General features: G+C 63.1%; 16 protein-coding genes and 1 pseudogene. 7 read left to right on the top strand and 10 right to left on the bottom strand.

From position 1 onward, the window contains the following. Window positions 1-33 precede the first annotated feature (33 nt). From AXF13_RS12255 to AXF13_RS12220, 9 genes and pseudogenes are all read right to left on the bottom strand, one after another. Window positions 34-1,061, bottom strand: a pseudogene (locus AXF13_RS12255) (IS110 family RNA-guided transposase). A gap of 895 nt (window positions 1,062-1,956) precedes the next feature. Then, window positions 1,957-2,280, bottom strand: a complete 324-nt coding sequence (locus tag AXF13_RS12250; RefSeq protein WP_062253625.1) for a hypothetical protein — start codon at window positions 2,278-2,280, stop codon at window positions 1,957-1,959. 83 nt (window positions 2,281-2,363) lie between these two features. Beyond that, on the bottom strand, window positions 2,364-2,969 hold the full coding sequence (locus AXF13_RS12245) for a DUF8043 domain-containing protein (RefSeq protein WP_008683340.1): 606 nt from the start codon (window positions 2,967-2,969) through the stop codon (window positions 2,364-2,366). A gap of 101 nt (window positions 2,970-3,070) precedes the next feature. After that, window positions 3,071-4,711 carry a glycosyltransferase family 9 protein gene (locus AXF13_RS12240; RefSeq protein ID WP_062253623.1) on the bottom strand — a complete coding sequence of 547 codons (1,641 nt, stop codon included), beginning with the start codon at window positions 4,709-4,711 and terminating at the stop codon, window positions 3,071-3,073. A gap of 19 nt (window positions 4,712-4,730) precedes the next feature. Continuing rightward, window positions 4,731-5,876, bottom strand: coding sequence for a VgrG-related protein (locus AXF13_RS12235; RefSeq protein ID WP_062253620.1), 1,146 nt, complete (start codon window positions 5,874-5,876; stop codon window positions 4,731-4,733). 228 nt (window positions 5,877-6,104) lie between these two features. After that, on the bottom strand, window positions 6,105-8,246 hold the full coding sequence (locus AXF13_RS12230) for a methyl-accepting chemotaxis protein (RefSeq protein ID WP_062253618.1): 2,142 nt from the start codon (window positions 8,244-8,246) through the stop codon (window positions 6,105-6,107). Continuing rightward, the gene (locus tag AXF13_RS17165) at window positions 8,240-8,377 is read right to left on the bottom strand and encodes a hypothetical protein (RefSeq protein ID WP_190276353.1); all 138 of its coding nucleotides are present in this window, start codon (window positions 8,375-8,377) and stop codon (window positions 8,240-8,242) included. The genes AXF13_RS12230 and AXF13_RS17165 overlap by 7 nt, the downstream gene beginning before the upstream one ends. Window positions 8,378-8,547: 170 nt before the next feature. Further along, entirely contained in the window at window positions 8,548-9,192 is a 645-nt protein-coding gene (gene traT / locus AXF13_RS12225; RefSeq protein WP_062253616.1) for a complement resistance protein TraT, read from the bottom strand. A gap of 170 nt (window positions 9,193-9,362) precedes the next feature. Then, window positions 9,363-10,079, bottom strand: a complete 717-nt coding sequence (locus AXF13_RS12220; protein ID WP_062253614.1) for a hypothetical protein — start codon at window positions 10,077-10,079, stop codon at window positions 9,363-9,365. A 241-nt stretch (window positions 10,080-10,320) separates the two neighbouring features. Here AXF13_RS12220 and topA point away from each other — a divergent pair, with 241 nt between their 5' ends. The 6 genes from topA (at window position 10,321) to AXF13_RS12190 (ending at window position 21,064) form a co-directional block, all read left to right on the top strand. Beyond that, on the top strand, window positions 10,321-12,561 hold the full coding sequence (gene topA, locus AXF13_RS12215; RefSeq protein WP_062253612.1) for a type I DNA topoisomerase: 2,241 nt from the start codon (window positions 10,321-10,323) through the stop codon (window positions 12,559-12,561). Further along, on the top strand, window positions 12,554-13,726 hold the full coding sequence (locus AXF13_RS12210) for an XdhC family protein (RefSeq protein ID WP_062253610.1): 1,173 nt from the start codon (window positions 12,554-12,556) through the stop codon (window positions 13,724-13,726). Before topA ends, AXF13_RS12210 begins: the two co-directional genes overlap by 8 nt. Before the next feature lie 75 nt (window positions 13,727-13,801). After that, window positions 13,802-14,428: a hypothetical protein gene (locus AXF13_RS12205; protein ID WP_062253608.1), complete on the top strand. Its 627-nt coding sequence runs from the start codon at window positions 13,802-13,804 to the stop codon at window positions 14,426-14,428. Window positions 14,429-15,191: 763 nt separating this feature from the next. Further along, complete coding sequence (locus AXF13_RS12200) at window positions 15,192-16,310, top strand: efflux RND transporter periplasmic adaptor subunit (RefSeq protein ID WP_062253607.1); 1,119 nt, start codon at window positions 15,192-15,194, stop codon at window positions 16,308-16,310. Window positions 16,311-16,316: 6 nt separating this feature from the next. Then, on the top strand, window positions 16,317-19,520 hold the full coding sequence (locus AXF13_RS12195) for an efflux RND transporter permease subunit (protein ID WP_062253605.1): 3,204 nt from the start codon (window positions 16,317-16,319) through the stop codon (window positions 19,518-19,520). Continuing rightward, a complete protein-coding gene (locus AXF13_RS12190) occupies window positions 19,517-21,064 on the top strand; it encodes an efflux transporter outer membrane subunit (RefSeq protein ID WP_062253603.1) in 1,548 nt (515 codons plus the stop codon). Before AXF13_RS12195 ends, AXF13_RS12190 begins: the two co-directional genes overlap by 4 nt. Window positions 21,065-21,297: 233 nt before the next feature. Here the strand turns inward: AXF13_RS12190 and AXF13_RS12185 are convergent, their stop codons facing one another. Beyond that, complete coding sequence (locus AXF13_RS12185) at window positions 21,298-23,418, bottom strand: HAMP domain-containing methyl-accepting chemotaxis protein (RefSeq protein ID WP_062253601.1); 2,121 nt, start codon at window positions 23,416-23,418, stop codon at window positions 21,298-21,300. Between the two features lie 647 nt (window positions 23,419-24,065). Here AXF13_RS12185 and AXF13_RS12180 point away from each other — a divergent pair. Then, window positions 24,066-24,734: a hypothetical protein gene (locus AXF13_RS12180; RefSeq protein ID WP_223299918.1), complete on the top strand. Its 669-nt coding sequence runs from the start codon at window positions 24,066-24,068 to the stop codon at window positions 24,732-24,734. Window positions 24,735-25,048 lie beyond the last annotated feature (314 nt).

Raw genomic sequence — 25,048 nt, 5'->3', positions numbered from 1 at the left:
AGCCGGGATGCATGCGGCATGGCAAACACTATTTTATGCGGCATGCCTGTATTCAGTGCCCTGGGCAAGCATGCTCCACGCTATCCGCGCTGTTTTATTCGCCATAGCCACACAGGCCTTGTTTCTTCCTCGCCGGGCGATGAGTTCTATAACCCAGGGGTTTGGCCGATATTTTGGCGTTTGTCCGGCGAGAATGCGAGTAATCGCCGACCTCGCGCCGTGAATAAACAGGGTTCGGATATAGCAGTCGCCCCGTTTCGAAATGCTCAAAAGCCTGGTCTTGCCGCCTGTGGAGTTTTGGCGCGGCACAAGGCCCAAGAAAGCGGCAAATTCCCTGCCGTTTTTGAAATTTGAAGCGACACCGGCAACAGTCAGCAGAATTGTAGCGGTCATGATGCCTATACCCGGCACCTGCATGAGCTGCTGGCAAGCTTCGTTCTCTTTGGCCACGGTCTTGAGCAGCTTATCCTGCTCAAGTATCTGGCTGTCGAAGAAACATATGGATTCATACAGTGAAGCTATATTACGGCGCATAAGGCCCGAAAGGGCGTTTTCCTCGTCGGCGATAATCAAGGGCAGTTGGTTTCGGATAGCGCTGATACCCTGGCGAATGATGATGCCGTACTCGGCCAGTAACCCTCTGGCCTGATTTACCAAAGCCGTGCGCGATTTGATGTATCCCTGCCGGGTTCTGTGTATGCATTGGATGTCAATCTGCTCCGGGGATTTGTGCGGCACAAAGCGCATGTTGGGTCGCTGCACGGCTTCGCAGATAGCAGCCGCATCATTGGTGTCGTTTTTCGCGCCAAGCAGATAGGCTTTCACATACTGGGGGTGGATGCGGCGGACTTCGTGCCCAAGACTTTCGATGGTTCTGGCCCAATAATCCGAGGATGCGCACGCTTCCATGCCGACAAGGCAGGACGGCAAGTTGGCGAAAAGCGTACGACCCCGGCCCGGGTCAAAGTACGGCTGAGTACCGTCTTGCCTTTATCGTCAACGCCGTAGAGGGAAAAGCTGTTCTTTGCCAGATCAATGCCGATGGTGGTAGCGCTCTTCATGGGATGGTCTCCTCGCAAGGGTTTTACAGTAACCTATGCATAGCCCGTTTGTACGGGCGGGGCCATCCCATCAGCGTACGCGGAAAGACGGTTGCACTTGCAGCGCAAGAGCAACCCCGCGTGTGTCGGCGGCGGGTCCGCCTAGGGAAAGGTGTTATCAGCACCTGCCGGAAATATGCCCGAAGGCCTGGGATAAAGCAAGGCGGGGCGGGCAGGGGCAATCCGTTCCCCGCCCGCAGCCAGAGTGATAATGAGGGCAGAGCCTAGTTTTAGTGGGCTTGTCGTATGGATGAGGTATTCCGGGCCCTGCGGCACAGTGGCTTTACGCCTCCCGGCGTTTGGGCCGTCTGTCGTTGCTGTCTTGATCCGTAACACGACCTCGTCGTGAACGGCTCAAGCAAGCCGCTGGCGCGGCAACGGCTAGCGCGCAACCCCTTTCCTCCGCGTGAGCTGCGAGGGCAGCGCGGCTTTTGCTGCGGGAGCTTCCTTTGCTACGCTCAGGCGGTCTCCCTCCGCGCCGCGCAATTGCCATTGGCGGCTGGGCCTGGAGTCAAAACGTTTTTCGCTCCCGGAAATTGACGCGCGGCGATTCCGGGGCGCAGCGAGCCCCGCGAGCAAGACCCGTGGGACGCCGCGCTAACGCGCTGCGGCGTACAGCAGGGGCAGGGGGTTGTAGGGGGCCTGGGGACAGCCGTCCCCGGCCCCCTGCCGCGCGCCGCGCAGGCGGCCCAAACGCCGGGAGGCGTAAAGCCACTGTGCCCGCAGGGCCCGGAATACCTTATCCGGCGGAATGCCCCTGGGACTTTGGGCGCGTTGCGTCAGCCGTTGCCGCGCGAAAAGCCCCGGCTTCCGTCTGGAGGCCGGGGCGTCACTGTTCCCGTTGCATGGTGCCGATTTATTGCAGGGCCTGGCCCACCGCCTGATGGTAGCCCCGCATGCGCTGTTTTTCCCGCCGCGAGCGTTGCAGGCTTGTGCGAATGACCTCCTGCGCCTTGGCGGCGAGGTCGGCCAGATGCTCCTGGAGCCGGGTGAGTTCGATGAGGCGGTTCCGGTACTGGTCGGTGCTGCCGGATTCCAGCACATGCCATGCCATGCTGGTGACCTCGTTGCGCCGCTCCGCCAGTTCCACTGCCCTGTCATAGGCTCCGTCCTCCAGCGCCAGCATTTCCTGGCGGGCAAGATCCAAAGCCTCGTCTAACAGGCATAGTCCCTGACTCATGGGCACTCCTTTTTTCCGCCCCTGGGCGGCCGGGCATGTACAGCCCCGGCCCGTTCCGGACGGATTTTTTTGAACATCAGCGTTTATTGCGCGACGCGTTTGACCATCTGTTCATGCAGATGGCCGCTGACTTCCTGCCATTCATCGCACAGGGGCAGGAATTCGTATTCCAGCAGGTCGGCCAGCAGAATCCAGTCTTCGTTTTCCAGCACGTCGCTCATTTCGGAAAGCAGCTCAGCCAGTTTTTCGGCCTTGCGGGTGAATTCCTCATCAGCGCCGCCGAGATAGCGCTCGCGCAGCACGCCGAGCATGCCCATGAAGTCGCGGGTCACGTCCAGCAGATCCTGGAACAGCTCCAGGGCGTCGGTGTCCGAGGCTTCGCGGAACAGGCGGGCCACATTGCGCGCGCCGCTGCCCATCATCCGGGCCACCTTGCCCATTTCAGCCGACATGTCCACGGCCAGTTCGGCGGCGGGCACAGAGCGCACCTCCACCGAGGTGATGGTGTCGCAGGACACATCCTCGGCCTGGTGGGGGTAGATTTCCGAAAAACTTTCATTATTCACGAAAACATCGGTGACCACCCGGTCATCCATTTTTTCGTCGTCCATAAGATTGGTCAGTACTTCTTCCAGGTTGGCGAAGTTGGAAATTTCCTTATCGCTTTTGCAACCGTCAACAATAATCATACAGCCCTCCTTGCTCCCCACGGGGAATTATTTGCCGATATGTTGCGTGCCTTTGATACTGCAAGGCATGTGCCAAATCAGGAATTACAAAGGATTGCGGTTCAAACCGCCATGCTTGCGGCCCAGCGCCGCAGATGCCCGGCCAGCAGATCCACAAGGCGCAGCAGCTCGTCCATGCGGCCGCCGCGCTCCTGACGCAGCTCGCGCCAGAAATAACCTAGGGAGGCCAGTGGCGGGCAGGCATCCAGAAGATTCTGCAAGCGCTCGCAATTGAGCAGAAAAAGTTGGCCCGCCTTGGACGATTTGCCCGTCAGGCGTCCCTGTTCGGCCAGCATGTCCAGCAGGCGCGCGGCCTGGTCCAGTACCGGGGCCACCCGCGCGGCAAAGGCCGGGGAGCAGGGCGGGGCGTCCGGCGTCCGAGCTTCCGCCCGCGCCGGGCGGGCGGTCGCGCCGTCCGTGGTGCTTTCCAGGTCGTCAAGAATGTGACGCCAGAACAGGCGTTGCCGGTTGAGCCAGAGGCTGCGGTCCTCGCGTTCATGCCCGGAAAGGCTGCGCACGCGGGCGAAGCCGAACTCGTCGGTTTCCGTCAGCCAGACGCGGGCTTCGCGGCAAAGTTCCGGGCTCAGGCCCGCCTGCCAGTCCCCGCTTTCCAGGCGGGCCAGAATCAGATCGCCCGCGCGGCGCGGGTTGATGCGCGTCAGGCAGACCTGGTCGTGCGGACAGGCCTGATTATACGGGCAGGGGTGGCAGGGCAGGGCCGGTTCCAGGCAGCAGCAGCCGGACAGATAGGGGCCGGTGTCCCAGGGCTGGGCCGTGGCCAGAAAAAAGGCCAGACAGGGCAGGCCCAGACCGGCGGCCAGGTGCATGGTGCCGGTGTCGTTGGTGGCCAGCAGGCGCGTTCTGGTCAGCAGGGCCGCTAGTTGGGGGATGTTTGTCCGTCCCACGGCATTGACGAAGGGAGCGCTGGCGCGGGCCGCATATTCCTGAGCCAGCGGGCTTTCGGCGGGCGCGCCCAGCAGCACCGGGCAGAGGCCCGCCTCGCGCCAGAGCCGGTCGCCCAGGGCCGCGAAATACGCTGTGGGCCATTGCCGCCGGGCCTCGCTGGCGCCCAGTTGCAGGGCCACAAATCCTTGGATATGGCCGCCCTCGGGCGGATTTTCGGGCTCGGCCAGCAGGGCGTCGGCGTGGGCCAGGGCCTCCGCCGGGGGCGTTTGCAGGCTGAAGAGCCCCGGACGCGCGGCAATGCCGGGGGCGTACAGGGGCGCGCCCACCATGCGGAACATGTCCACCAGATTAAAGGGCGCGTTCAGGCGGCGCAGCGTGGCCCCGCTCAGAAACGAGGACCAGATGCCGCGGTTGACGCCGAAACCTTCGGCGTCCAGGCCGAAGCCCAGCACGGCTTCCGGCGAGGGGGCCAGCAGTTTTGCCAGCAGGCGGCCCGGCAGGCTGGGCGTCAGATTGACGACCCGGCTTGGCCGGGCCTCCTCGCGGATGCGCCGGGCCAGATCCAGCAGGGCGGCCGCCGCCGTCTGCCAGTGGCGGTCCAGCGCGGCCATGAGCTTTGCGCCGGGCAGGGGCCAGGCCGCGCCCACATGGCGCAGCAGAGGCAGGGCGGCGGCAAAATTGTCCAGGCAGACCAGGCCCACGCGGTGGCCGCTGTCGTGCAGGTCCTGAATCAGGGGCTGGCTTTGCAGCAGGTCCCCGAAACGGGTCAGGTTGAGAAGCAGAACGTCAACGCTCATGCCGTACCGCCCCCGCGCCTCAGGCCAGGGCGGTGCGCCCGCCGCCGTCCAGCATGTTCAGGGCCAGGGTCTTTTCCTGCCGGAAGCGGTTATGCACCGCCGCCTGCACCTCGTCGGTGGAGGAGCCGAACTGCCCGGCGCGCAGTTTGTAGACATTGCTGATGAGCTTGCGCTCATAAGCCGGGTCCGTGGGCTTGCCGCTGAGGTCGTCGGCCCGGTCGAAAATGCGGGCCGCGCCCGCCGGGCCGTGCTGCACGGCGGTGCTCCAGATCACTTCCCGCATGGCCGGTGAGAGCTTGTCGGCTTCCAGGCCGGTGCGTTCCGCAATGGCCTCCACGGCGGGTTTGTAATGGCTCTCGCGGATGAAGCCTTCCTGAAGGGCTTCAAAGCGCTCCGGTTGTTCCTTGGCGATGCTGCGCCAGGCGTCGGGCATGCCGCCCCGGCGGCTGCCCGTGTTGGCCGGGCCCGCTTTGCGCAGGCGCTGGGAAATGTCCGGCGCCTCGCCGTCCAGGAATTCCAGGAAATTTTTCATGCTGCCCACGCGCGAGGCGATCTGGTATTTGCCGTAGGACGTGCCGCCGTTGCGGTCATAGCCGATGGCCGCGACGCCGTCGCCGCCGGATTCGAAGCGGGCGGAAAGCTGGCCCAGCCCGTCATTTTCCTGAGTCCGGCCCGCAGCGCGCCGTCCGCGCCCCGCGCCGGACCGGGTATGGATGAAATCGCCCACGCTCAGCCCGTTCAGACGGCCTTCAAAGGTGTTGGTCATGCTGCGCAGATGCCGGGCCATGCCCATGTTGCGGGCCAGATCCAGGGGCGAATCCCCGCCGGAAACGCTTTGCATCATCCCTTCCATGGCCTGGGTCTGGCGCAGATCGGCCTGGGCCTTGGTAAAGGTCTGAGCGCGTATGAGATCGCTGGGCGAGCGTCCGGCCAGGACGGGATTGCGCAATTGCAGGGTGGTACCCGTTTCCTCCGGCCGGGCGGCCACAAGGGCGCTTTTGTCCGCGCCCTTTTTTTCCTGGCCGGCCATCAGGGCGGCAAAAGGCGAGACGCCGCCGCCCGCCGGGGTGGTCGGGGCGGCCGGGGCGCGGCGCTGGGGCGCGGCGGAAGCCGGATTTTGCTGCTGCTCGGTCGGGGGCCGGATCAACCATGCGGACTGTGACATGCTCTTCCTCCTGCGGCGGCGAATGAAGACGGGCTTCGGGCCTGCCGCGCGAAAAGAACGAAGCAAGTACAGTGCCAATGCCCGCCAAATGCCGTGGCACGGGCCTCGCGCGGCGGGGGGCCGCAGGGCCGGGACGGCGCGCGACAAATTGCCGACAGGGCGGAAGAAAGAAAAAAGCCCCGCCGGAAGAACTCCGGCGGGGCGCAAAAGACAGGGTGCCGTAAGCGTTTAGCCCTTCTTCATGGCCTCAATCAGTTCCGTAAGGCCGTGGGCCTGGGCGGCCAGGTCGGACACGGCCCTGGCGGCCTCGGCCATGGCCTCGGCGGTCTGGCGGGACATGTCGTTGACCTGGACGATGGACTGGTTGATCTCCTCGCTGGCGGCGGATTGCTCCTCGCTGGCCGTGGCAATGGCATTGACCTGGTCCGCCGTGGTCTCCACGGTGGCCACGATTTCCTCCAGGGCCGCGCCGGATTGGCTGGCAAGTTCCGTGGCCTCGCCGATGCGTTCCACGGCATTGTCCACGCCGGTCATGCTCTTGGCCGTGCTTTCCTGGATGGCCTTGATGGCATTGCCCACGTCATTGGTGGAGGCCATGGTCTTTTCGGCCAGCTTGCGCACCTCGTCGGCCACCACGGCGAAGCCGCGACCGGCCTCGCCCGCGCGGGCGGCCTCAATGGCGGCGTTCAGGGCCAGGAGGTTGGTCTGGTCCGCGATGTCCGAGATCACGCCCATGATCCTGGTGATGTCCTGGGCGTGCTCATTGAGCTGGGTCATGTCGCCCTTGAGCTCCAGGGACATCTGGTGGACCTGCTCGATGCTGCGCACGGCCTTTGCCACCACCTGCGCGCCCGCCTCGGCCTTTTCCTTGGTATCGGCGGAGGCCGTGGAGGCCGAACCCGCATTTTTGGCCACTTCCTGGACCGTGGCGTTCATTTCGTTCATGGCCGTGGCCGCTTCGGACAGGCGCTGGGCGGATTCCGCCGCGCCCCGGTCGGACTGCTCGATCTGGGCCGACAGCTCACTGGATGCCGAGGAAACCACGTTGCCCACTTCCTCCAGCTTGTCGGCGGCCGTCAGCATGGTCTGGGTTTTGGCCTGCGCTTCCTTGCTCGCGGCCTCGGCCTGGGTCATGGCCTCCTGGGCCTTGCGGGATTCCTCCTGGGCGGAAGCCGAAAGGGCCTCGGCCTTTTTGATGCCTTCGACCAGGGAGGCAATCATCTTTTTCAGGGAGGTGCTCAGCATCTTCACTTCGCCGCCGAAGCGCTCGTCCTCAATGGGTTGTTCCAGATTGCCGTCCGCGATGATTTCCGCCGTCCTGGCCAGATAGTTGATGGGTTTCACGGAAGAGCGGATCAGCAGGAAGATCACCACCAACAGCACTACCAGGGTGGCGACGCACAGGGCGATGGTCATCCGGCTGATGGAATTGGCCTGGGCCAGCACCTCGTCCATGGGCGCGATGACGGCCAGGTACCAGTGCTGGCTGCTGCCCCGGATGGTAATGGGCTGATAATAACGGAAGACCCGGCCTTCCTTGGTGTTGACTTCTTCGGTGTAGGCTTTGCCGGCCTTGAATGCCTTGGCCGCCGCCGTGGGATCATTGAACCTGTTGATGTCAAACAGGTTTTTTCCTTCCAGGTCCTTGGACTTGTGGGCCACCACCAGGCCCAGATCGGTGATAAGGCCGGCGTAGCCGCTGTCATAAACGGCAATGCCGGTGATTATCTCTTCCAGCTTGGCCAGAGAGAGGTCCACCACCACGGTGCCCCGGAACACGTTGTCCACGATAATCGGATACGAGGCTGTGGACATGGGAATGGGTTTGCCGTTGACCGTGAAAGGATAGGGATCGGAAAGATAGGGCGCCAGCGTCTTTTTGGGCACGGTATAATAGGATTTTTCAAGCTGATCGCCCAAATCCGTGATTGCCGCGCCCGCGGACGAATAGGAGAGGAAGCGGCCTTCGGCATTGCTGCCCGGCACGCCCCGGTAAGCCTCGTCCTTGCCGTCAAAGGCGTTGGGTTCCCACATGACGCCGCAGCCGAAGAGTTCGGGATTGCCCAGGTGCAGGCCTTCTTCCATGGCCATCAGGGTTTCCCGCGAAGGAATCACGCCTTTTTTCAGGCTCTGTTCCAGGCTGTCGGCCAGAGCGCCGGCCTCGTTGACGGCCATGTTCAGGAGGCTGCGGACGAAGTTGCCGTTCTGCGCGGCCAGAGCGGACAATTCTCTTTTTGCGACGCTTTCGATAGCTTGCGAACTTTTGGACTGGATCTGCCAGGTGAGGAAACTCAGGATCACCACCAGCACGATGGTAACGGGAAGAACAATTTTGGGGGTCATGCGCAGATGGCGGTACCAGGCTAACATGGCATCTCCTTATAATAGTTATGGATCTTTAATTCTCTCTCTCTCTCTCTCTCTCTCTCTCTCTCTCTCCATAGCGCCTTCTCACTATTGAAAATATATATCCATGAGACGAACAGCACGACCGCGAGCAAACGCCGAAGCTCCGCGGAGGTCGCCATGGCCGGATGGGTTTACCTTTTCTTTACGGATAAAAAGGTTCTTCTCTTAGGGACAAAAGGACTAATTTTAACATGTCGGAACAAAACGGCCCCGCAGTTGCAGCGGAAACCATTTTGAACCCAGGCAGGTGCCTTACGCGCGTTCAGCGCGCGGAGGAGGGCGGGGATGCGCCGGCTTCGCCGTCGGCGGCGCTGATGGCCGTGCTCAGTTCCCGGGCCAGCACGTCCGCGAAATAGGGGGGGAGCCCGGCTTTCAGCCGGATGTCATGGCGCACCAGCAGGCCCAGGCGCATCTGGCTGCTGGCTACGGCATTGCGGTTGGAAATATTTTTCAGGTTCGCCCGGCTGGGACGGCGGGCGCTGGGCACGCGCCGCTGCACAAGCAGCACGTCGGCCAGCAGGGCGGTGCCGCCCGTGCCGGAAAATTTGGAGGGGCCGTCATATCCGGCGTCCACCACCGCGCGCAGGCTGTCCGGGTCCACCGGGCCCGCCGCGAGCACGGAAATCTGCACAATATACCCGGCCTGGCTGGGATTGTCGGTCACGGTGAAGCCCTTGCGGCCCAGCCAGGCTTCAGCCTGGGAACCGAGATGGAAAACGCGGTTGCTCATGTCGCGCACGTTCACGTAGGCCACATTGGGGATGTCCTCGTCCCCGGCCCTATTCAACGCGCCGGAGCGCAATACCTCCACCTCTCCGGCGTCGCCGTCGCGCTGACGGACGCAGGCGTTGAGCGGAAGCAGGCTCAGACCCAGAAGCAGCAGAAGAAACAATCGCGCTATGGGCATATGGCTCCTTGCATGCGGCGGGCCGTTCTGTTCACGGTCCGTCGAAAAAGTACGGTTTGCGGCTTGCCGGAGGCAATCCGCCCTTCCAAACGCATATCGTCCGGCGCGGGTGTCCGGAGAACGCCGCGTCGCAAAGCCGTCGCGGCGGGGGACGATGTCAGGCGACATTTTCAGGGCGCAAGGGCGTTGAGCACTTCAAGGCTCAGCTTGTCTTCCAGGGCGGGCAGGCTGTCCTCGCGGCCCATGTCGGCCCCCTCGGCGCTGACGGCCACCTGGCGCATGTCGGCTTCGGCGGGTTCGCGCCCGTCGGGACTGATGCCGACCCTGGCCCGCATGCCCCAGACCTTGCTTTTGCCGTGGCTGTCCAGCAGGGCCACGCCCAGGCCCAGCAACGCGCCGCCGCCCGCGCCCCAACCCGCGCCGCTGCGGCCGTTGACGTTCACGGCGCCGCCCAGCAGCATGCCGAGCATGGCCCCGGTGGCCGCCCCGCCCAGGGCTTTGCCCGCGCTGACCGGCTCATTTTTGGAACCCAGGGGGTAAATATCCTCAATGCGCACGCGCACCAGGATGTCGGCGTCTTTCGCCGCGTCGGCCGGGGCCAGGCCGCGCTCGCTCTGGATGTAAGCCGTGAGCATGGATTGCAGGTCCGCGTTCAGATTGGGCTCGCCGCCGCTGACGGCCACGTGCACGCTCTGCCCGCTCTTGACGGCCACGCGCGGCAACGGATCGAAGGGGCCTTGGGAGCCTTCGGGGGGGTGGGCCGTTGTGCCGTCCGGCATGGTTCCCGCGTCTCCGGCCTGGCGCCCGGCGCAGGCGGCCAGCAGGCAACAGAGCGCCAACGTCAGGAGGGGCAAAACATGGCGGCATGACTTGCGGAACGCGCGCATACAACATCCTTTCCGGCCGGGAGCGGAAAGATTTCCGGGCCGACCGGTAGTCTCTCATTAGCCCAGATGAACGTCCCTGTCCACCGCGCGGGAAAACAGGGCGGCCGGAGATTCCGTCGGGCCGCCGCACTTGACGCCGCGAACTTTTGTCGTATCTTGCCCCTACAATAACGAATGCAATGAACCCGGAACGCCGGAAGCCCCGTTGCGGGGCCGCCGGACGTCCGGATAAGGACGGCGCATGGGCAAACAGCTGATCATAGTGGAATCTCCGGCCAAGGTGAAAACCATCAAAAAATTCCTGGGGCCGCAGTATGCGGTGCAGGCCAGTGTGGGCCATGTGCGCGATCTGCCTTCCAGTTCCCTGGGCGTGGACGAGGCCAACGATTTCGCGCCCCATTACGAGGTGATCGAGAACAAGAAGAACGTGGTCAGCGAACTGCGCGCCGCCGCGGCCAAGGCAGACACGGTCTACCTGGCCCCGGACCCGGACCGCGAGGGCGAGGCCATTGCCTGGCACGTGGCCGAGCTGATCCGCGACAAGGCCAAGGACATCAAGCGCATCCAGTTCAACGAGATCACGGCCAAAGCCGTCAAGGACGCCCTGGAGCACCCGCGCGACCTCAATGTCAATCTTTTTGACGCCCAGCAGGCCCGGCGCGTGCTGGACCGCCTGGTGGGCTACAAGATTTCGCCCCTGCTCTGGAAAACCATCAAGCGCGGCATTTCCGCCGGGCGCGTGCAGTCCGTGGCCCTGCGTCTGATCGTGGAGCGCGAGGCCGAGCGCGAAGCCTTCAAGCCCGAGGAATACTGGCTGTTCAAGGCCCTGCTGTCCGCCGACGTGCCGCCGCCGTTCAAGGCGGAACTGGTCAAGGTCAGCGGCAAGAAGGCCGTCGTCAGCAACGCGGAACAGGCGAACACGCTGGAGGCCGCGCTCAAGGGCAAGCCCTTTGTGGTGGAAAGCGTGGAGGAAAAGGAGCGCGAGCGGGCGCCCCAGCCGCCCTTCATCACCTCCACCCTGCAGCAGGCGGCCAACCAGCGCCTTTCCTACACGGCCAAGCGCACCATGAATATCGCCCAGCGCCTCTATGAAGGCGTGGAACTGGGCGACAAGGGCCTCACGGCGCTGATCACCTACATGCGTACCGACTCCACGCGTATCGCGGACGAGGCGCGCCAGGCGGCCCGAGATTTCATCGTTCAGACCTTCGGGCAGGACCATCTGCCCAAAAAGGCCCGCATCTACAAGGCCAAGGGCGGAGCCCAGGACGCCCATGAAGCCATCCGCCCGGTGGACGTGACCGTCACCCCGGACATGGTCAAGCCCCACCTGCCGCCGGAACAGTACAATCTTTACCGCCTGATCTGGTCGCGTTTCGTGGCCTCGCAGATGGCCGGGGCCCGCTTCCATGACACCGCGGCCCTGATCGCCTGCGCCCACACGCTCTGGCGGGCCAAGGGCGAACGCCTGCTCTTCCCCGGTTTTCTGGCCGTGCTGCCGCGCGGCAAGGAAGAGGCCGACGCCGAGCTGCCGCCGCTCAAGGCAGGGCAGGCCCTGACCCTGGACAAGCTGGAAAAGGAACAGAAATTCACCCAGCCTCCGGCCCGCTACAGCGAAGCCAGCCTGGTGCGCGAACTGGAAGAGCTGGGCATCGGCCGCCCTTCCACCTACGCGGCCATTATTTCCACTCTGCAGGACCGCGACTACGTGCATCTGGCCGAGCGCCATTTCGTGCCCACGGACCTGGGCCGGGTGGTCTGCCGCCAGCTCACCGAGCACTTCGCCAAGCTCATGGACGTGGGGTTCACGGCCCAGATGGAGGAAGGGCTGGACAAGGTGGCCGAGGGCGGCCGGAACTGGGTGGATCTGATGCGCGCCTTCGCGGCGGACTTCAATCCCACCCTGGACGCGGCGGCCAAGAATATGCAGAGCCTCAAGGGCGGCATGCCCACGGACCTGCCCTGCCCGGACTGCGGCAAACCCCTGCTGATCAAATTCGGCAAGGCGGGCGCGTTCCTGGCCTGTTCCGCGTATCCGGAATGCCGCTACACCAGCAATTTCGCGCGTACCGAGGACGGCAAGGTGGAAGCCGTGGCCCAGGAAAAACCGCAGTATGAGAAGGTGGGCCAGTGCCCGCGCTGCGGCAAGGATCTGGTGATCAAGAAGTCGCGCACCGGCAGCCGCTTTATCGCCTGCACGGGCTATCCGGCCTGCGATTATGCCGCGCCCTTTTCCACGGGCGTGCCCTGCCCGCGCTGCGGCAAGGGCAGCCTGGTGGAAAAGAGCAGCAAGCGCGGCAAGATCTTCTACTCCTGCGACCAGTATCCCCAGTGCGATTTCGCTCTCTGGGACAAGCCCGTGCCCGGCCCGTGCCCGCGTTGCGACTCACCCTACCTGGTGGAGAAAAAGAGCCGGGACGGGGTCAAGATCATTTGCCCGGTCAAGGGCTGCGGCTATGTGAAGGAGGACGGCGATGCGTAAGGGTTCCAAAAAGGAAACGCCGCCTGATCCGGCCCCGGAAACGCCGCGCGGCGGCGTTCCGGAAAATGTCCCCTCCCCGGCGGGCGAGGACTGCCTGGAAGAGCGCCTGGCCGTGCTGCTGGCCGCCGGGATTCCCGCCGTATTGCTGACCGTCATCAGCAGCCGGGGTTCGGCCCCGCGTCACGCCGGCACCCGCGCCCTGCTCACGGCGGCCGGTCTGGAGGGCACGGTGGGCGGAGGCGCGCTGGAGGCCCGCGCCGTGGAAGCGGCCCGCCAAAGCCTGGAAAGCGGCATTTCCGCCCGCGTCGCCTGCGATCTCACCGGCTTGAGCCCGGCCAGCGACATGATCTGCGGCGGCAGCATGGAGGTGCTCTGCGAAGCGCTCGGGCCGGAACAGGCCCGGCTGTTCGCCCTGGCCGCGCAGGTGCTGCGCGAGGGCGGCCGGGGCGCCTGGATCGTGGATGTGAGCCGCGAGAGCCTGCCGCAACGCCGGCTGCATCTGGCGGCCCTGCCGGAAACACCGGCGGCGGGTACGGAGGACTGGGCGGCCCTGGCCGCCTCCGGCGCGGTGCGCACGGACCTGGACGCGGCAATCCCCCTGCTGGAAGAAATCAAAAACAAGGCCGGGCTGATCAGCCTCGGGGAGCGCTCCGTCTATGTGGAGCCCCTGGACGCGCCGCCCGTGCTCCTGCTCTGCGGCGGCGGCCACGTTTCGCTGGAGGTGGCGGCCCTGGCCCATGCCTGCGGCTTTGTGGTGGACGTGGTTGACGACCGTCCGGAATTTTCCGATCCGGCGCGTTTTCCCATGGCCCGGCGTTGCCTGACCCTGCCCGGTTTTGAAAACCTGGTGGAGGCCTGCGGCATCGGGCGGCGGCATTACGTGGCCATTGTCACGCGCGGGCACAGCTTTGACCGCGAGGCTTTGGCCCAGGCCCTGACCAGCCACGCCGCCTACATCGGCATGATCGGCAGCAAATCCAAGCGCGAACAGGTCTATGCCTTTTTGCGCGCCCAGGGCGTGCCCGACGCGGAACTGGCGGCGGTGCGCTGTCCCATCGGCCTGTCCATCGGCGCGGAGACGCCGCGGCAGATCGCCGTGTCCGTGGTGGCCGAACTGCTGGCCGCGCGCGCCGGAACGTTGCAGCGCCTGCGTTTTGAGGATTGAGCGCACGCAACGCACCCTCCCGCCCTTGACATTTGCTTTCAGACAAGGCTAGGTCGAAATGGGGAGACCGGCCACATGGAATTTACCTTAGGGGCGCTGCTGATCGCCTTTCTGCTTTTCCTCTATCTGGAAACCAAGCGCAAGACGGCACGTCTGCAGCGCCTGATCGCCGAGGAAAAAAGCGGCATTGCCGACGCGTCGCGCATGACGGCCAGCATCGGCGTCTTTTACCCGGATTCGCAAACCACGGTGATCATCGGGGCTTCCGAGGAATTCGGGGCCTTTTATTACCGCATGTTGCGCCAGAGCAAGGTGATCAACCGCAGCAAGATCAATCTGGCCAATATCGCCCGGGTAGACCTGCTGATCAACAGCCGCCCGCACGAGTTTGACTACGACTCGGAGCAGGCTACCACCTCGCTCCGGGCCACGGAACTTTCCGGCAGGGTCCTGAGCCGCTTCTCGCCCGAGGAGCTCAAAACCATCCAGCGCGCGGCCCTGAGGATTACCTTTTTCAGCGAAACCGGCAGCGAAAAAAATCTGGACATCACCGCCCTGCGCACTGGTGACGAGCGCCACCGTTTTCAGCGCGTCCAACTGCTGAAAAACGCCATCTGGTGGGCCGCCTTTCTGGGTATCGCCAGCCGCCAGGCCCGGCATCTGCGCACCCGCCTGGAAGAGGGCGCCGCGGAGCCGGAATAGACCCCGCGGCCGTGGCTTCAGCCGTCGCCGTGCGTCCCGCCTCCGGAGCCGCTGCCGTGATGCGGCGAAAGATGCACCGTTGCGGGCGGGTCGCCCGTGCCGGTGTATCCTTATTGTGCGGACCGCGTCTCGGCGGGGGGGGAGCCGTTTTTTTGAAAAAAATTTTATCTGTTATTTCAGAGACTTACAAAATGAGGACGCGGGTAGTTAACTCACTGAAATAACAGGAAATTCATCAAAGCAGCTTTTCCGCCTCTGCTTGGCCCGTTTCTTGCTTTTTCCCTTGAAATATGCTTTTTAGAAGGCTGTTTGAGCCCTTTTTTATAGGGTCTGCGCCCGGATGTCCGTTCGGGCGCAGTTTGTTCGCCGATGCGTTTGTGTTGCGGCGAAGCCGCGCCGGCCGCAGGGCCGGCGGGTTGGTTTGGAGCATTGTAGCTTTGAAACGTTGCCGTGTTCCGGAGACTGCGGGAACGGATGTCCGCGCCGCGAAACGGCGCGGGTTCCCCGGAAGTCGCATTTCCGGCGGAATGACCCCCTGAAACCGCAGCGCGGTTCAAAGGTAATTTGCCCAGGGAGCGCCCCGGATTTCTCACGCCCGGAGGCGCCGACCGCCGCAACACGCCCGCCGGGCGGCAAGAGCGCTTCACGGCGCTGACTTTCAAAAGACCTGCCCGGAGCGGGCCCACGTATTCAACGCGGAGCGGCTCCGCGTCAAAAAGGTTTTTTCGGCGCGCGCACAGCGCCGCGCGCAACGGAGTAGTGCATGACCATGAGATCGCTGATTTTCTTTTCCCTTGCAGTGGGCCTCTGCCTGGCCCTCGTCGCCTGCGGCGACGGCAAAAAAACCCAGCAAAGCGCGTTGCCCCCGGTGGCCGTCTTTGACGTGACGGTGGCCGACGTGCCCTGGACCGCCGAGTATCAGGCCCAGGCCTCGGGCTCGCGCGCCGTGGAAGTGCGCGCGCGCGTGGAGGCCATTATTGAAAAGCGCCTGTATGAGGAAGGCGATTTTGTGAAGCAGGGGCAGCTCCTGTTCCAGCTGGAGCGCGACCAGTACGAAGCCAAGGTCCAGCAGGCCCAGGCGCAGTTCAACAACGCCGAACGCGAATGGAAGCGCATCCGGCCGCTTTACGAAAAGAACGCCGTTTCCCAGAAGGAGCGCGACAACGCCCGCGCCGCCTATGAAAGCGCCAAGGCCGAATTGCGCCAGGCCAGGATCAATCTGGATTACTGCCAGGTGACGGCGCCGGTTTCCGGCTACAGCAGCAAGGAAAACTTCACCCCCGGCAACCTGGTGGGCAATAATTCCCTGCTTACCTACGTGAACCAGACCGACCCCATGTACATCGACTTTTCCATCGCCGCCCCCGAGCGCATGCGCCGCCAGCAGCTGGCCGCCGCCGGGCGGCTGCGCTTCCCGGACAACGGGCATTACAAGGCGCAACTGCGCCTGCTGGACGGCAGCATGTACAAGGGTGAGGGCGAAGTTACCTTCATCGACAGCCAGGTACAGCCCAGCACGGGCGTCATCAAGGCCCGCGCGGTCTTCGCCAATGCCGACGGCCACATCATGCCCGGCCAGTATGTGCGCCTGTTCATGGAAGGCGACGTGCTCACCAACGCCGTGCTTATTCCCCAGAAGTGCGTCCTGCTGACCCAGAAAGGGGCGCTGGTCATGGCTCTGGACAAGGACAACAAGGTACTCCCCGTTCCCGTCACCCTCAGCGTGGCCGTGGGCGACCGCTATCTGGTGGATTCCGGCCTCAAGGGCGGCGAGAGGATCATCAGCGAGGGCCTGGTCAAGGCCCGGCCCGGAACCCAGGTGCGCGTGCAGGAAACCGCCGCCCAACAACAGCAGGCTCAGACTCCCGCCGCTCAAAAGTAGGTACATATGGCCGCTTCTGCTAAGCCGAATCTCTTTTTGCGCCGGCCGGTCCTATCGGCCGTCATATCCATCCTGATCACCCTGGTGGGCGCACTGGCCATGAAGGCCCTGCCCATCGCCCAGTATCCGGACCTGGTGCCGCCCACGGTCAACGTGAGCGTGTCCTACCCCGGCGCCTCGGCCGAGACCATCGCGGCCACGGTGCTGGCGCCTCTGGAAGTGAACATCAACGGCGTGGAAAACATGCTTTACATGACTTCCACCGCCGCTTCCGGCTCCGGCTCGGGCAGCATCAACGTCTACTTCTCCCTGGGCACCAACCCGGACATGGCCCTGGTCAACGTCAACAACAAGGTCAACCTGGCCCAGACCCTTCTGCCCGAAGAGGTGCGCCGCCAGGGCGTGACCGTGGTCAAGCGCTCCCCGGCCATGTTGCAGGCCTTCGCCTATTACTCGCCCGACGGCCGCTACGACGAGGTCTATATCCACAACTGGATGCAGATCAACGTGGTGGACGAGCTCAAGCGCGTGCCCGGCGTAGGCGACTGCTCCGTGTTCGGTTCCATGAGCTATTCCATGCGTATCTGGCTCCAGCCGGACAAGCTGGCCAAATACGGCTTGACGGTCGGCGAGGTGGCCCAGGCCATTCAGGACCAGAACTCGCAGTACGCTCCCGGCCGACTGGGCGACATGCCCTCGCCGTCCTCCACCCAGCTCACCTGGCAGATCGACACGGAGGGGCGCCTGGTCACGCCCGAGCAGTTCGGCGAGATCATCGTCCGCACCGGCGAGGACAGCGCCATGCTGCGCCTCAAGGATGTGGCCCGCGTCGAGCTGGGCGGCCAGGATTACAGCGTGGGATCCCGCTACAACGGCATGGCGGCGCGCATGGGCGCGGTCTATCTGCTGCCGGGCGCCAACGCCATCGCCACCGGCGATCTGGTCCTGGCCCGTCTGGAAGAGATAGCCAAAACCCTGCCCGACGGCATGGCCTACAAAGTCGTGGTGGACACCAACGACTTTGTTATGGAATCCATCAAAGAAGTGATCAGCACCCTGGTGGAGGCCATGATTCTGGTGTTCATCGTGGTCTATGTCTTTCTTCAGAACTGGCGGGCCACCCTGATCCCCTGCATTGCCGTGCCGGTGTCCATCATCGGCACCTTCGCGGGCATGTACGCCCTGGGCTACTCCATCAATACCCTGACGCTCTTCGGCATGGTGCTGGCCATCGGCATCGTGGTGGACGACGCCATCGTGGTGCTGGAAAACGTGGAACGCATCATGAGTTCCGAGCATCTGCCGCCCAAGGAGGCCACGGCCAAGGCCATGAACGAGGTCACGGCCCCGGTTATCGCCATTGTGCTGGTGCTCTGCGCGGTGTTCATTCCGGTGTCCTTCATGGGCGGTCTGGCGGGCCAGATGTACAAGCAGTTCGCCATCACCATTTCGGTATCCGTGGTGCTCTCGGGCATTGTGGCGCTGACGCTCACGCCGTCGCTCTGCGCCCTGCTGCTCAAGCCCCACGCCCATGACTACAAGCCGCCGCGCGCCTTTACCTGGTTCAACTACGCCTTCGGGCGGGTGACGCACCGTTACCTGCGCGCCGTGCGCTTCATCAAGGACTCGGGCCTGCGCGCCATGATCCTGTTCGGCGCGATGGTGGTCGCCATCGTCTGGCTGCTCAAGGTGGTGCCCGGCGGCCTGGTGCCCAACGAAGACCAGGGCTACATCCTGGGCATGGCCATCCTGGCCGACGGCGCGTCCCAGCACCGGACCACGGCGGTCACCGACACCCTGAGCGACTTCGTGCTCAAGGACCCTTCGGTGGACGGCATCGCCACCATCAATGGTCTGGACATCACCTCCATGGCGGTCAAGAGCAACTACGGCACCTTCTTCGCCACCCTCAAACCCTGGGATCAGCGCAAGGGGCCGGGGATGTCCGCCGACGACCTGACCAAGAAGGTCATGGCCGTGACCATGATGCAGCCGGAAGCCGTGGTGCTGGGCTTTTCGCCGCCGCCCATCAGCGGCATGAGCACCACCGGCGGTTTTGAAGGCTATATTCAGATGCGCGGCGACGGCACCATCTACGACCTGGAAAAGGAGGCCAACGCGGTGGTGGCCGAGGCCACGGCCAAAAAGGCCGACGGCACGCCCAAGTATCCGGCCATCGGCAGCGTGCAGAACCTCTTTTCCACCGGCGCGCCCCAGCTCTACGCCAATCTGGACCGCGAGCGCTGCAAGGACATGGGCGTGAGCGTCAGCGACGTGTTCACGGCCATGGGCGCCACGTTCGGCACGACCTATGTGAACGACTTCAACTACATGGGCCGCACCTTCCAGGTGCGCATGCAGTCCGAGGCGGCCTACCGCATGCTGCCGGAGTCGCTCAACGACGTCTTTGTGCGCAATGACAAGGGCGAGATGATTCCGCTCACCGCCGTCATGACTCTGGAGCGCCGCACGGCCCCCCAGGTCATGGAACGCTATAACGTGTTTCCGGCCGCGCACATCATGGGCAACCCGGCCGACGGCTATTCCTCGGGCCAGGCTCTGGAAGCCATGGAGCGGGCCGCCAACGCGGTGCTGCCCAACGACTTCAGCCTGGGCTGGGTGGGCTCGGCCCTGCAGGAAAAGCTGGCCAGCGCCGACACCACCATCATCTTCGTGCTGGCTCTGGTCATGGTCTTCCTGATTCTGGCGGCCCAGTATGAATCCTGGTCCCTGCCCCTGGCCGTGCTCACCGCCGTGCCCTTCGGCGTGTTCGGCGCGCTGGTCGCCACCTGGATGCGGGACCTGTCCAACGACGTGTACTTCCAGGTGGCTCTGGTCACTCTGGTGGGCCTGGCGGCCAAAAACGCCATCTTGATTGTGGAATTCGCCGTGGAATCCTGGCGCGACGGCCGTAGTCTGGACGTGGCCGCCATGCAGGCCGCGCGCCTGCGTTTCAGGCCCATCGTGATGACTTCCCTGGCCTTCATCCTGGGCTGCGTGCCGCTGGCCATCAGTTCCGGCGCGGGCGCCAACAGCCGCCACGCCATCGGCACGGCGGTCATCGGCGGCATGCTGGCGGCCACCTGCATCGCCACGCTCTTTGTGCCGTACTTCTTTAAGGCCATCATGCAGCTTTCGCTGAAATTGCAGGGCAAGAAAGACCCCAATGAAGGCAAGAGCCGTTTTGATGACGATCCGGAGGATATATGAGCGCCCCCTATAAAGCCCGCCGGGTTCCGGCCTTTGCCGCGGCCCGCGCGCTGGCGCTGGCGATGACGCTGGCCCTGCTGCTTTCCGCCTGCTCGCTGGCGCCGCGTTATGAGCGGCCCGGGCAGGACATCCCCGAGCAATGGCGCAAGGTGGATCTGGGTTCCACGCCGTTGAACACCGACTGGTGGACCCGCTTCAACGACCCCGTGCTCACGGCCATGGTCGAGGAAGCCCTGAAAAACAACCAGGATCTGGCCGAATCCCTGGCAAAGATTGACTCCGCGGCTGCCCAGGTGGGCATTGCCACCTCCCAGCTGCTGCCCTCGGTCAGCGGCGACGCGGCGGCCACTTCGCAGAGTTCGTCCACCAAGATCGCCAACTACAGCACTCTGGCCGACCGCTCCAACACCAATTACCAGGGTTCGCTCAACGCTTCCTGGGAACTGGATTTCTGGGGCAAGTACCGCAACAATTACACGGCCCTTTCCGACGTGTTGATGAACACCGTGGTGGGGCACGAGGCCTTGCGCCTTTCCGTGGCCGGGCAGACGGCCCAGGGATATTTCGCCCTGCTGGCCCTGGACATGCAGCTGGACACGGCGCGGCGCACGCTGAAGAGCCGCGAGGATGCCTTCGGCATCTACACCAGCCGCTACAAGCAGGGCGACATCACCGAGCTTGACTGGCAGCGGGCCCGGGCCGAGGTGGAAACCGCCCGCGCCCAGGTGCACACCAGCACCGTCTCCGTGGATCAGGCCGAGGCCGCCCTGGCCGTGCTGCTGGGCCGCTCGCCGCGCGACATCATCAACCGCGCCATGCCGCGCGGGCAGGCCATCGGCATGCTGCCTTCGCCGCCGGTGCTGCCCGAGGGCCTGCCGTCCGAACTGCTGGAGCGGCGGCCGGACGTGCGCGCCGCCGAATACATGATCATGGCCTACAATGCCAATATCGGCGTGGCCCGCGCCCAGTTCTTCCCGTCCATCTCCCTGACGGGCATGCTGGGCACGCTCAGCGCGGCGGTGGGCAATCTGTTCACCGGTCCGGCCGGAGCCTGGAGCTACGGGGCCACTGGAACGCTGCCCATCTTGGACTTCGGCCGCAACTGGTATAATCTGAAGGACGCGGAAGCCCAGAAAAAGGCCGCCATCGCGGTGTATCGCAAGACAGTGCAGACGGCTTTCAAAGACATCCGCACCTCGCTCACCTCGCAGCGCGAGGCGGACGCCATTGTGCGCAGCATGCAGATTCAGGTGGAAAGCCTGCGCCGCTCGGTGGACATCGCCCGCTTGCAGTATGACAACGGCTATACCGACTATCTGACGGTGCTGGACGCCGAGCGCCAGCTCTTTGCCGCCGAGCTGCAACTGGCCTCGGCCCTGCGCGACCGTCTTGACGCGGTGGTCAGCGTCTGCATGGCCCTGGGCGGCGGCTGGGAGGACCCCGGCAAGAGCCCGAGCTTCCCGGTGGTCAATACCGAACGCCTGCTGCAGGAAGAAACCGGCGCGGGCAAAACGCTGCCCACGCCCGCGGCGCAGTCCAGATAGCTGGACGGCACAGATCCGTTCCTGACGCCCCGCCGGGGTGGACAGCAGGCCTTCCGGGCTGAAGCTGTCCCCCGGCGGGGCTTTTTACGACGAAAAGCCGGGGCGGGAATGCCGTTATCGGGGAAGGCCCCGCGCTTTTTTTGTCTTGGGAGTGGCGAGCTGATGCAAAAAGACCGGCTTTCTTCGCTGGAGCGCGGGAGAAAGCCGGTCTTTTTTACAGGCGGGAAGGGTCGCTAGCCCTGCTTCATTTCATGGATGAGTCCCGTGAGGTTCTGGGCCTGGTCGGCCAGTTCGGTTACGGCTTTGGCGGCTTCGGCCATGGCCTCGGCGGTCTGGCGGGACATGTCGTTGACCTCCACGATGGTCTGATTGATTTCTTCGCTGGCGGCGGACTGCTCCTCGCTGGCCGTGGCAATGGCGTTGACCTGGTCGGCAGTGGCCTCCGCGTTCCTCACGATCTCCTGCAAGGCCTGTCCGGACCGGCTGGCCAGATCCGTGGCTTCTCCGATGCGCTCCACGGCCTGATCCACACCGGTCATACTCTTGGCCGTGCTTTCCTGGATGGCCTTGATGGCATTGCCCACGTCATTGGTGGAGGCCATGGTCTTTTCGGCCAGCTTGCGCACCTCATCAGCCACCACGGCGAAGCCGCGCCCGGCTTCGCCGGCCCGCGCCGCTTCAATGGCAGCATTGAGGGCCAGCAGATTTGTCTGGTCCGCAATGTCCGAAATCACGTTCATGATCCGGGTGATGTCCTGGGCGTGCTCATTGAGCTGCACCATGTCCTCCTTGAGAGCCAGGGACATCTGATGCACTTCTCCAATACTTTGCACGGCCTGTTCCACAATATGGGAACCGGCGGCGGCTTTTTCCCTGGTTTCGGCCGAGGCGGTCGAGGCGGAACCAGCGTTTTGGGCGACTTCCTGGACCGTGGCGTTCATCTCATTCATGGCCGTGGCCGCTTCGCCCAGGCGCTGGGAGGATTCGCCGGCGCCACGGTCGGACTGCTCGATCTGGGCCGACAGCTGGGTGGAGGCGGAGGAGACCACCGAGGCCACTTCTTCCAGCCTGCCGGCGGCGGTCAGCATGGCCTCGGTCTTGGCCTGGGCTTCCTTGCCCGCAGCTTCGGCTTTTTCCATGGCAAGCGTGGCTTCATCGCCCTTGGCCTGAGCTTCGGCGGACTTGGCGTTGGCTTCCTCGATTTTTTCGTTCAGGGAATCCACCATACTGTCCAACGCCTCGGAAAGGCGTCCGAATTCATCCCGTTGCTCCAGGCGCAGCCTCTGGTCCAGCTCGCCCCGGGCCACGGACTGGGCGAAGCCGAGGGTTTTGGCCATGGGCGTTGTGATGGAGCGCGTCAGGAAGATGCCGATCAGAAGTCCGAGCACAAGGAGTACCGCGCAGACGCCGAAGGTCACCTTTACGCTGTCGTTGGAGGCCTGTGACACTTTTCCGACGACGCCGGCCTGCAGTTTGGCCGTCCGGGAGGCGATGTCGGCCATGATGGCCAGGCTCGCCTCTCTGGTTTCATTGCGCTGAATGTTCAGGGCGTCGGTTTTGTCCCAGAGTTCGAGCATATTGCGTTGCGCATCGCGGAAGGTTTCCGTGTCCTTGCGCATGACGCTGATCACCTCGCGCCACTTCGGATTAGTGACCTTGGCCAGCAGATTATCGATGTCGGCGAGCACCTTGGGGAAAAGTTTGGTGACATTGTCTTTGGAATATTCGCGGTTCTGTTCGGCCATGCCGCGCAGCATTCTGATCCGGATATCGTTGATGCTCTCGGCTATGGCGTCGGCCGCCTCAAGGCGATCCAGACGCAGGCCCATTTCCGCGATGTCGCCTCTGGCCTGGGCTTCCCGGAAGGTTTTGAGCATTCCCTGCTTGTAGTCGCTTACAGCGGTGCCGGCCCTGAGGCCGGCGGGGGTCATGATGCCTCTGGCCTGGATGAAGGCTTCATTGGTTGCGTGGACATTGCGCAGGGTTGTCTCGAATTGCTTGAATTTGCCCTGCAACTGCGGTCCCAGCGCTGTGTCGATGTCCGGATTGTCCGCAATGGCCTTGACCAGTTTGTCTATTTGCCCATTCACGTCGATCAGGCTTTTCTCGGTGACGTCCCAGTATGACTCCCGCCCGGTAAGCAGGTACATGTTCATGCTGGCGGGCACGTCCTTGAGCCTGTCCTGCGCCGTGGCGGCCAGTTCGTCCAGGGGCAGATAGCTTTCCTCGATGGACGTCATGCCGTCCTCAATGCCCACCAGCGAATTGATGGAAAATACACTGTTGAGCAAGACCAGCAGGAGGATAGTGCCTATCCCCAGCGCCATTTTCATTCCGATTTTCAGGTTCTTCATCGATTCCCTCCTCATAAGACAAAGATTTTTCACCGGCCCGGCGGGCGGCCTTGCCGGCAGGGCCACGAAAATATTGCGGCGGATATCCGCCGGACAAGCCACTCCGGCCCCTTGCCCATTCTAAAGTTTTTTTCTTCCTCTTTTTCGTGACTGTTTTTGTATATCGAAAACCTTATCGTCCCTCTTAATTACGGCAAAACCGGAGCGCCTCAGTTTACACAAAGGCGTTCCGGTCTCAGCAACCGCAAGCAGATGACTGCATCAAAAAGTTAAAGTTCTCTCTCTCTCTCTCTCTCTCTCTCTCTCTCTCTCTCTCTCTCTCTCTCTCTCTCTAAAGAAAAAATTTGAAAAAATATATTCATATGTGTTATCTCGTCATAAAATAAATGATAATTGTAAAGACGTAGATATTTTTTTTGATATGTCGACTTATTTGTACATATCATGGAAAAAATACATATTTTATTTATATTCGTAATCATTTGATCGGTAGTTTCCAATAAAACTTTAGATTGCTCAAGATGATTTGCTATGGATTTTTCTTCCGGGCATGCGGCAAATCGCGGGCTTGCATTTTTATGAGGACCGCCTCTGAAAAAGAGCCGTCCGGGCTTTACAGGGACGCACAGCCTGAAGTAAGAAAAAGCATGAAGAACCGATGGATGATGATTTTCACCGCTATTGCGGCCCTGGCCTGCGGCGCGTATTGGCCTGCGGGCTCAGTCGCGGCGGCGGAACAGCGCGTCGCGCCGCAAGTTGCCGGAACGCGTCCCGCGACGGACAAGCATCCGGCCGGGGCCGCGTCCGGGCAAAACCGTCCGGGGACGGGCGCCAAGGCCGACGCCCGGAAAAAGAAGGCCCTGCACGGCAATGCCTGGGCTTTCGGACAGTCGGATGACCGCGATGCCGCCATCTGGCGCCAGGGCATGCCCGTGCGGAGCCTGCATGACCGCGCCGTGAGCAAGGCCGGGGTCAAGAAGAAAGCCATGAACACCGCGCCGGGCATCGACAATGCCCTCAATGAAGCGGCCGGAAGCAAGAAGAAAAAGAGCGGCCTGGCCCTCAGTGTGGAAAATGAAACCTCCACCTGGCGGGAGCGCCTGCCCACGGAGACCGCGCGGCCGGATGAAATTCTGCCTCTGGAAAGCCGCCATGTGGTGCGGGCTTTTGCCGATCTGGAAACCGGAGAGGATCTGAGCATCAGCGTGGGCCCGGAGCTGATTCTCAAGGACGAGCAGAACCGGGATCACAGCGCCAGCAACAGCCAGCCGGATTCTGCGCTGGGGCTTGGCATGCAGTTCAAGCTGGACTTTTAGAGACTGTCGTCACGAGCGTCTTTTCGGTTATCTCCGCGTCGAACATCGCCTTTTATTTCGGTCGCGCTAGCCGTTCACAGCTCTGCTGTGTTATGGATAGCGATAGTGATTTCGATGAAAGGAATTTTGTGTAACTCATTGCTGTCTTCATCCGTAGCTTCCTTCGTCGCAACGGATAAAGCGAGTACCAGAAGAGTACACTCCCTGCATAAAAGGCTCGTTCTCCTTGATATAACACGAAAATCCGTCTCGTAGCGACTGTCTCTAGAGCAGATTAGCTTTGAAATTCTACAAATTTCAAAGTGAAATTGCTC

It is taken from the genome of Desulfovibrio fairfieldensis (assembly GCF_001553605.1).
Taxonomy (GTDB): domain Bacteria; phylum Desulfobacterota; class Desulfovibrionia; order Desulfovibrionales; family Desulfovibrionaceae; genus Desulfovibrio; species Desulfovibrio fairfieldensis.
This window is presented reverse-complemented; position numbering and strand designations above follow the sequence as displayed.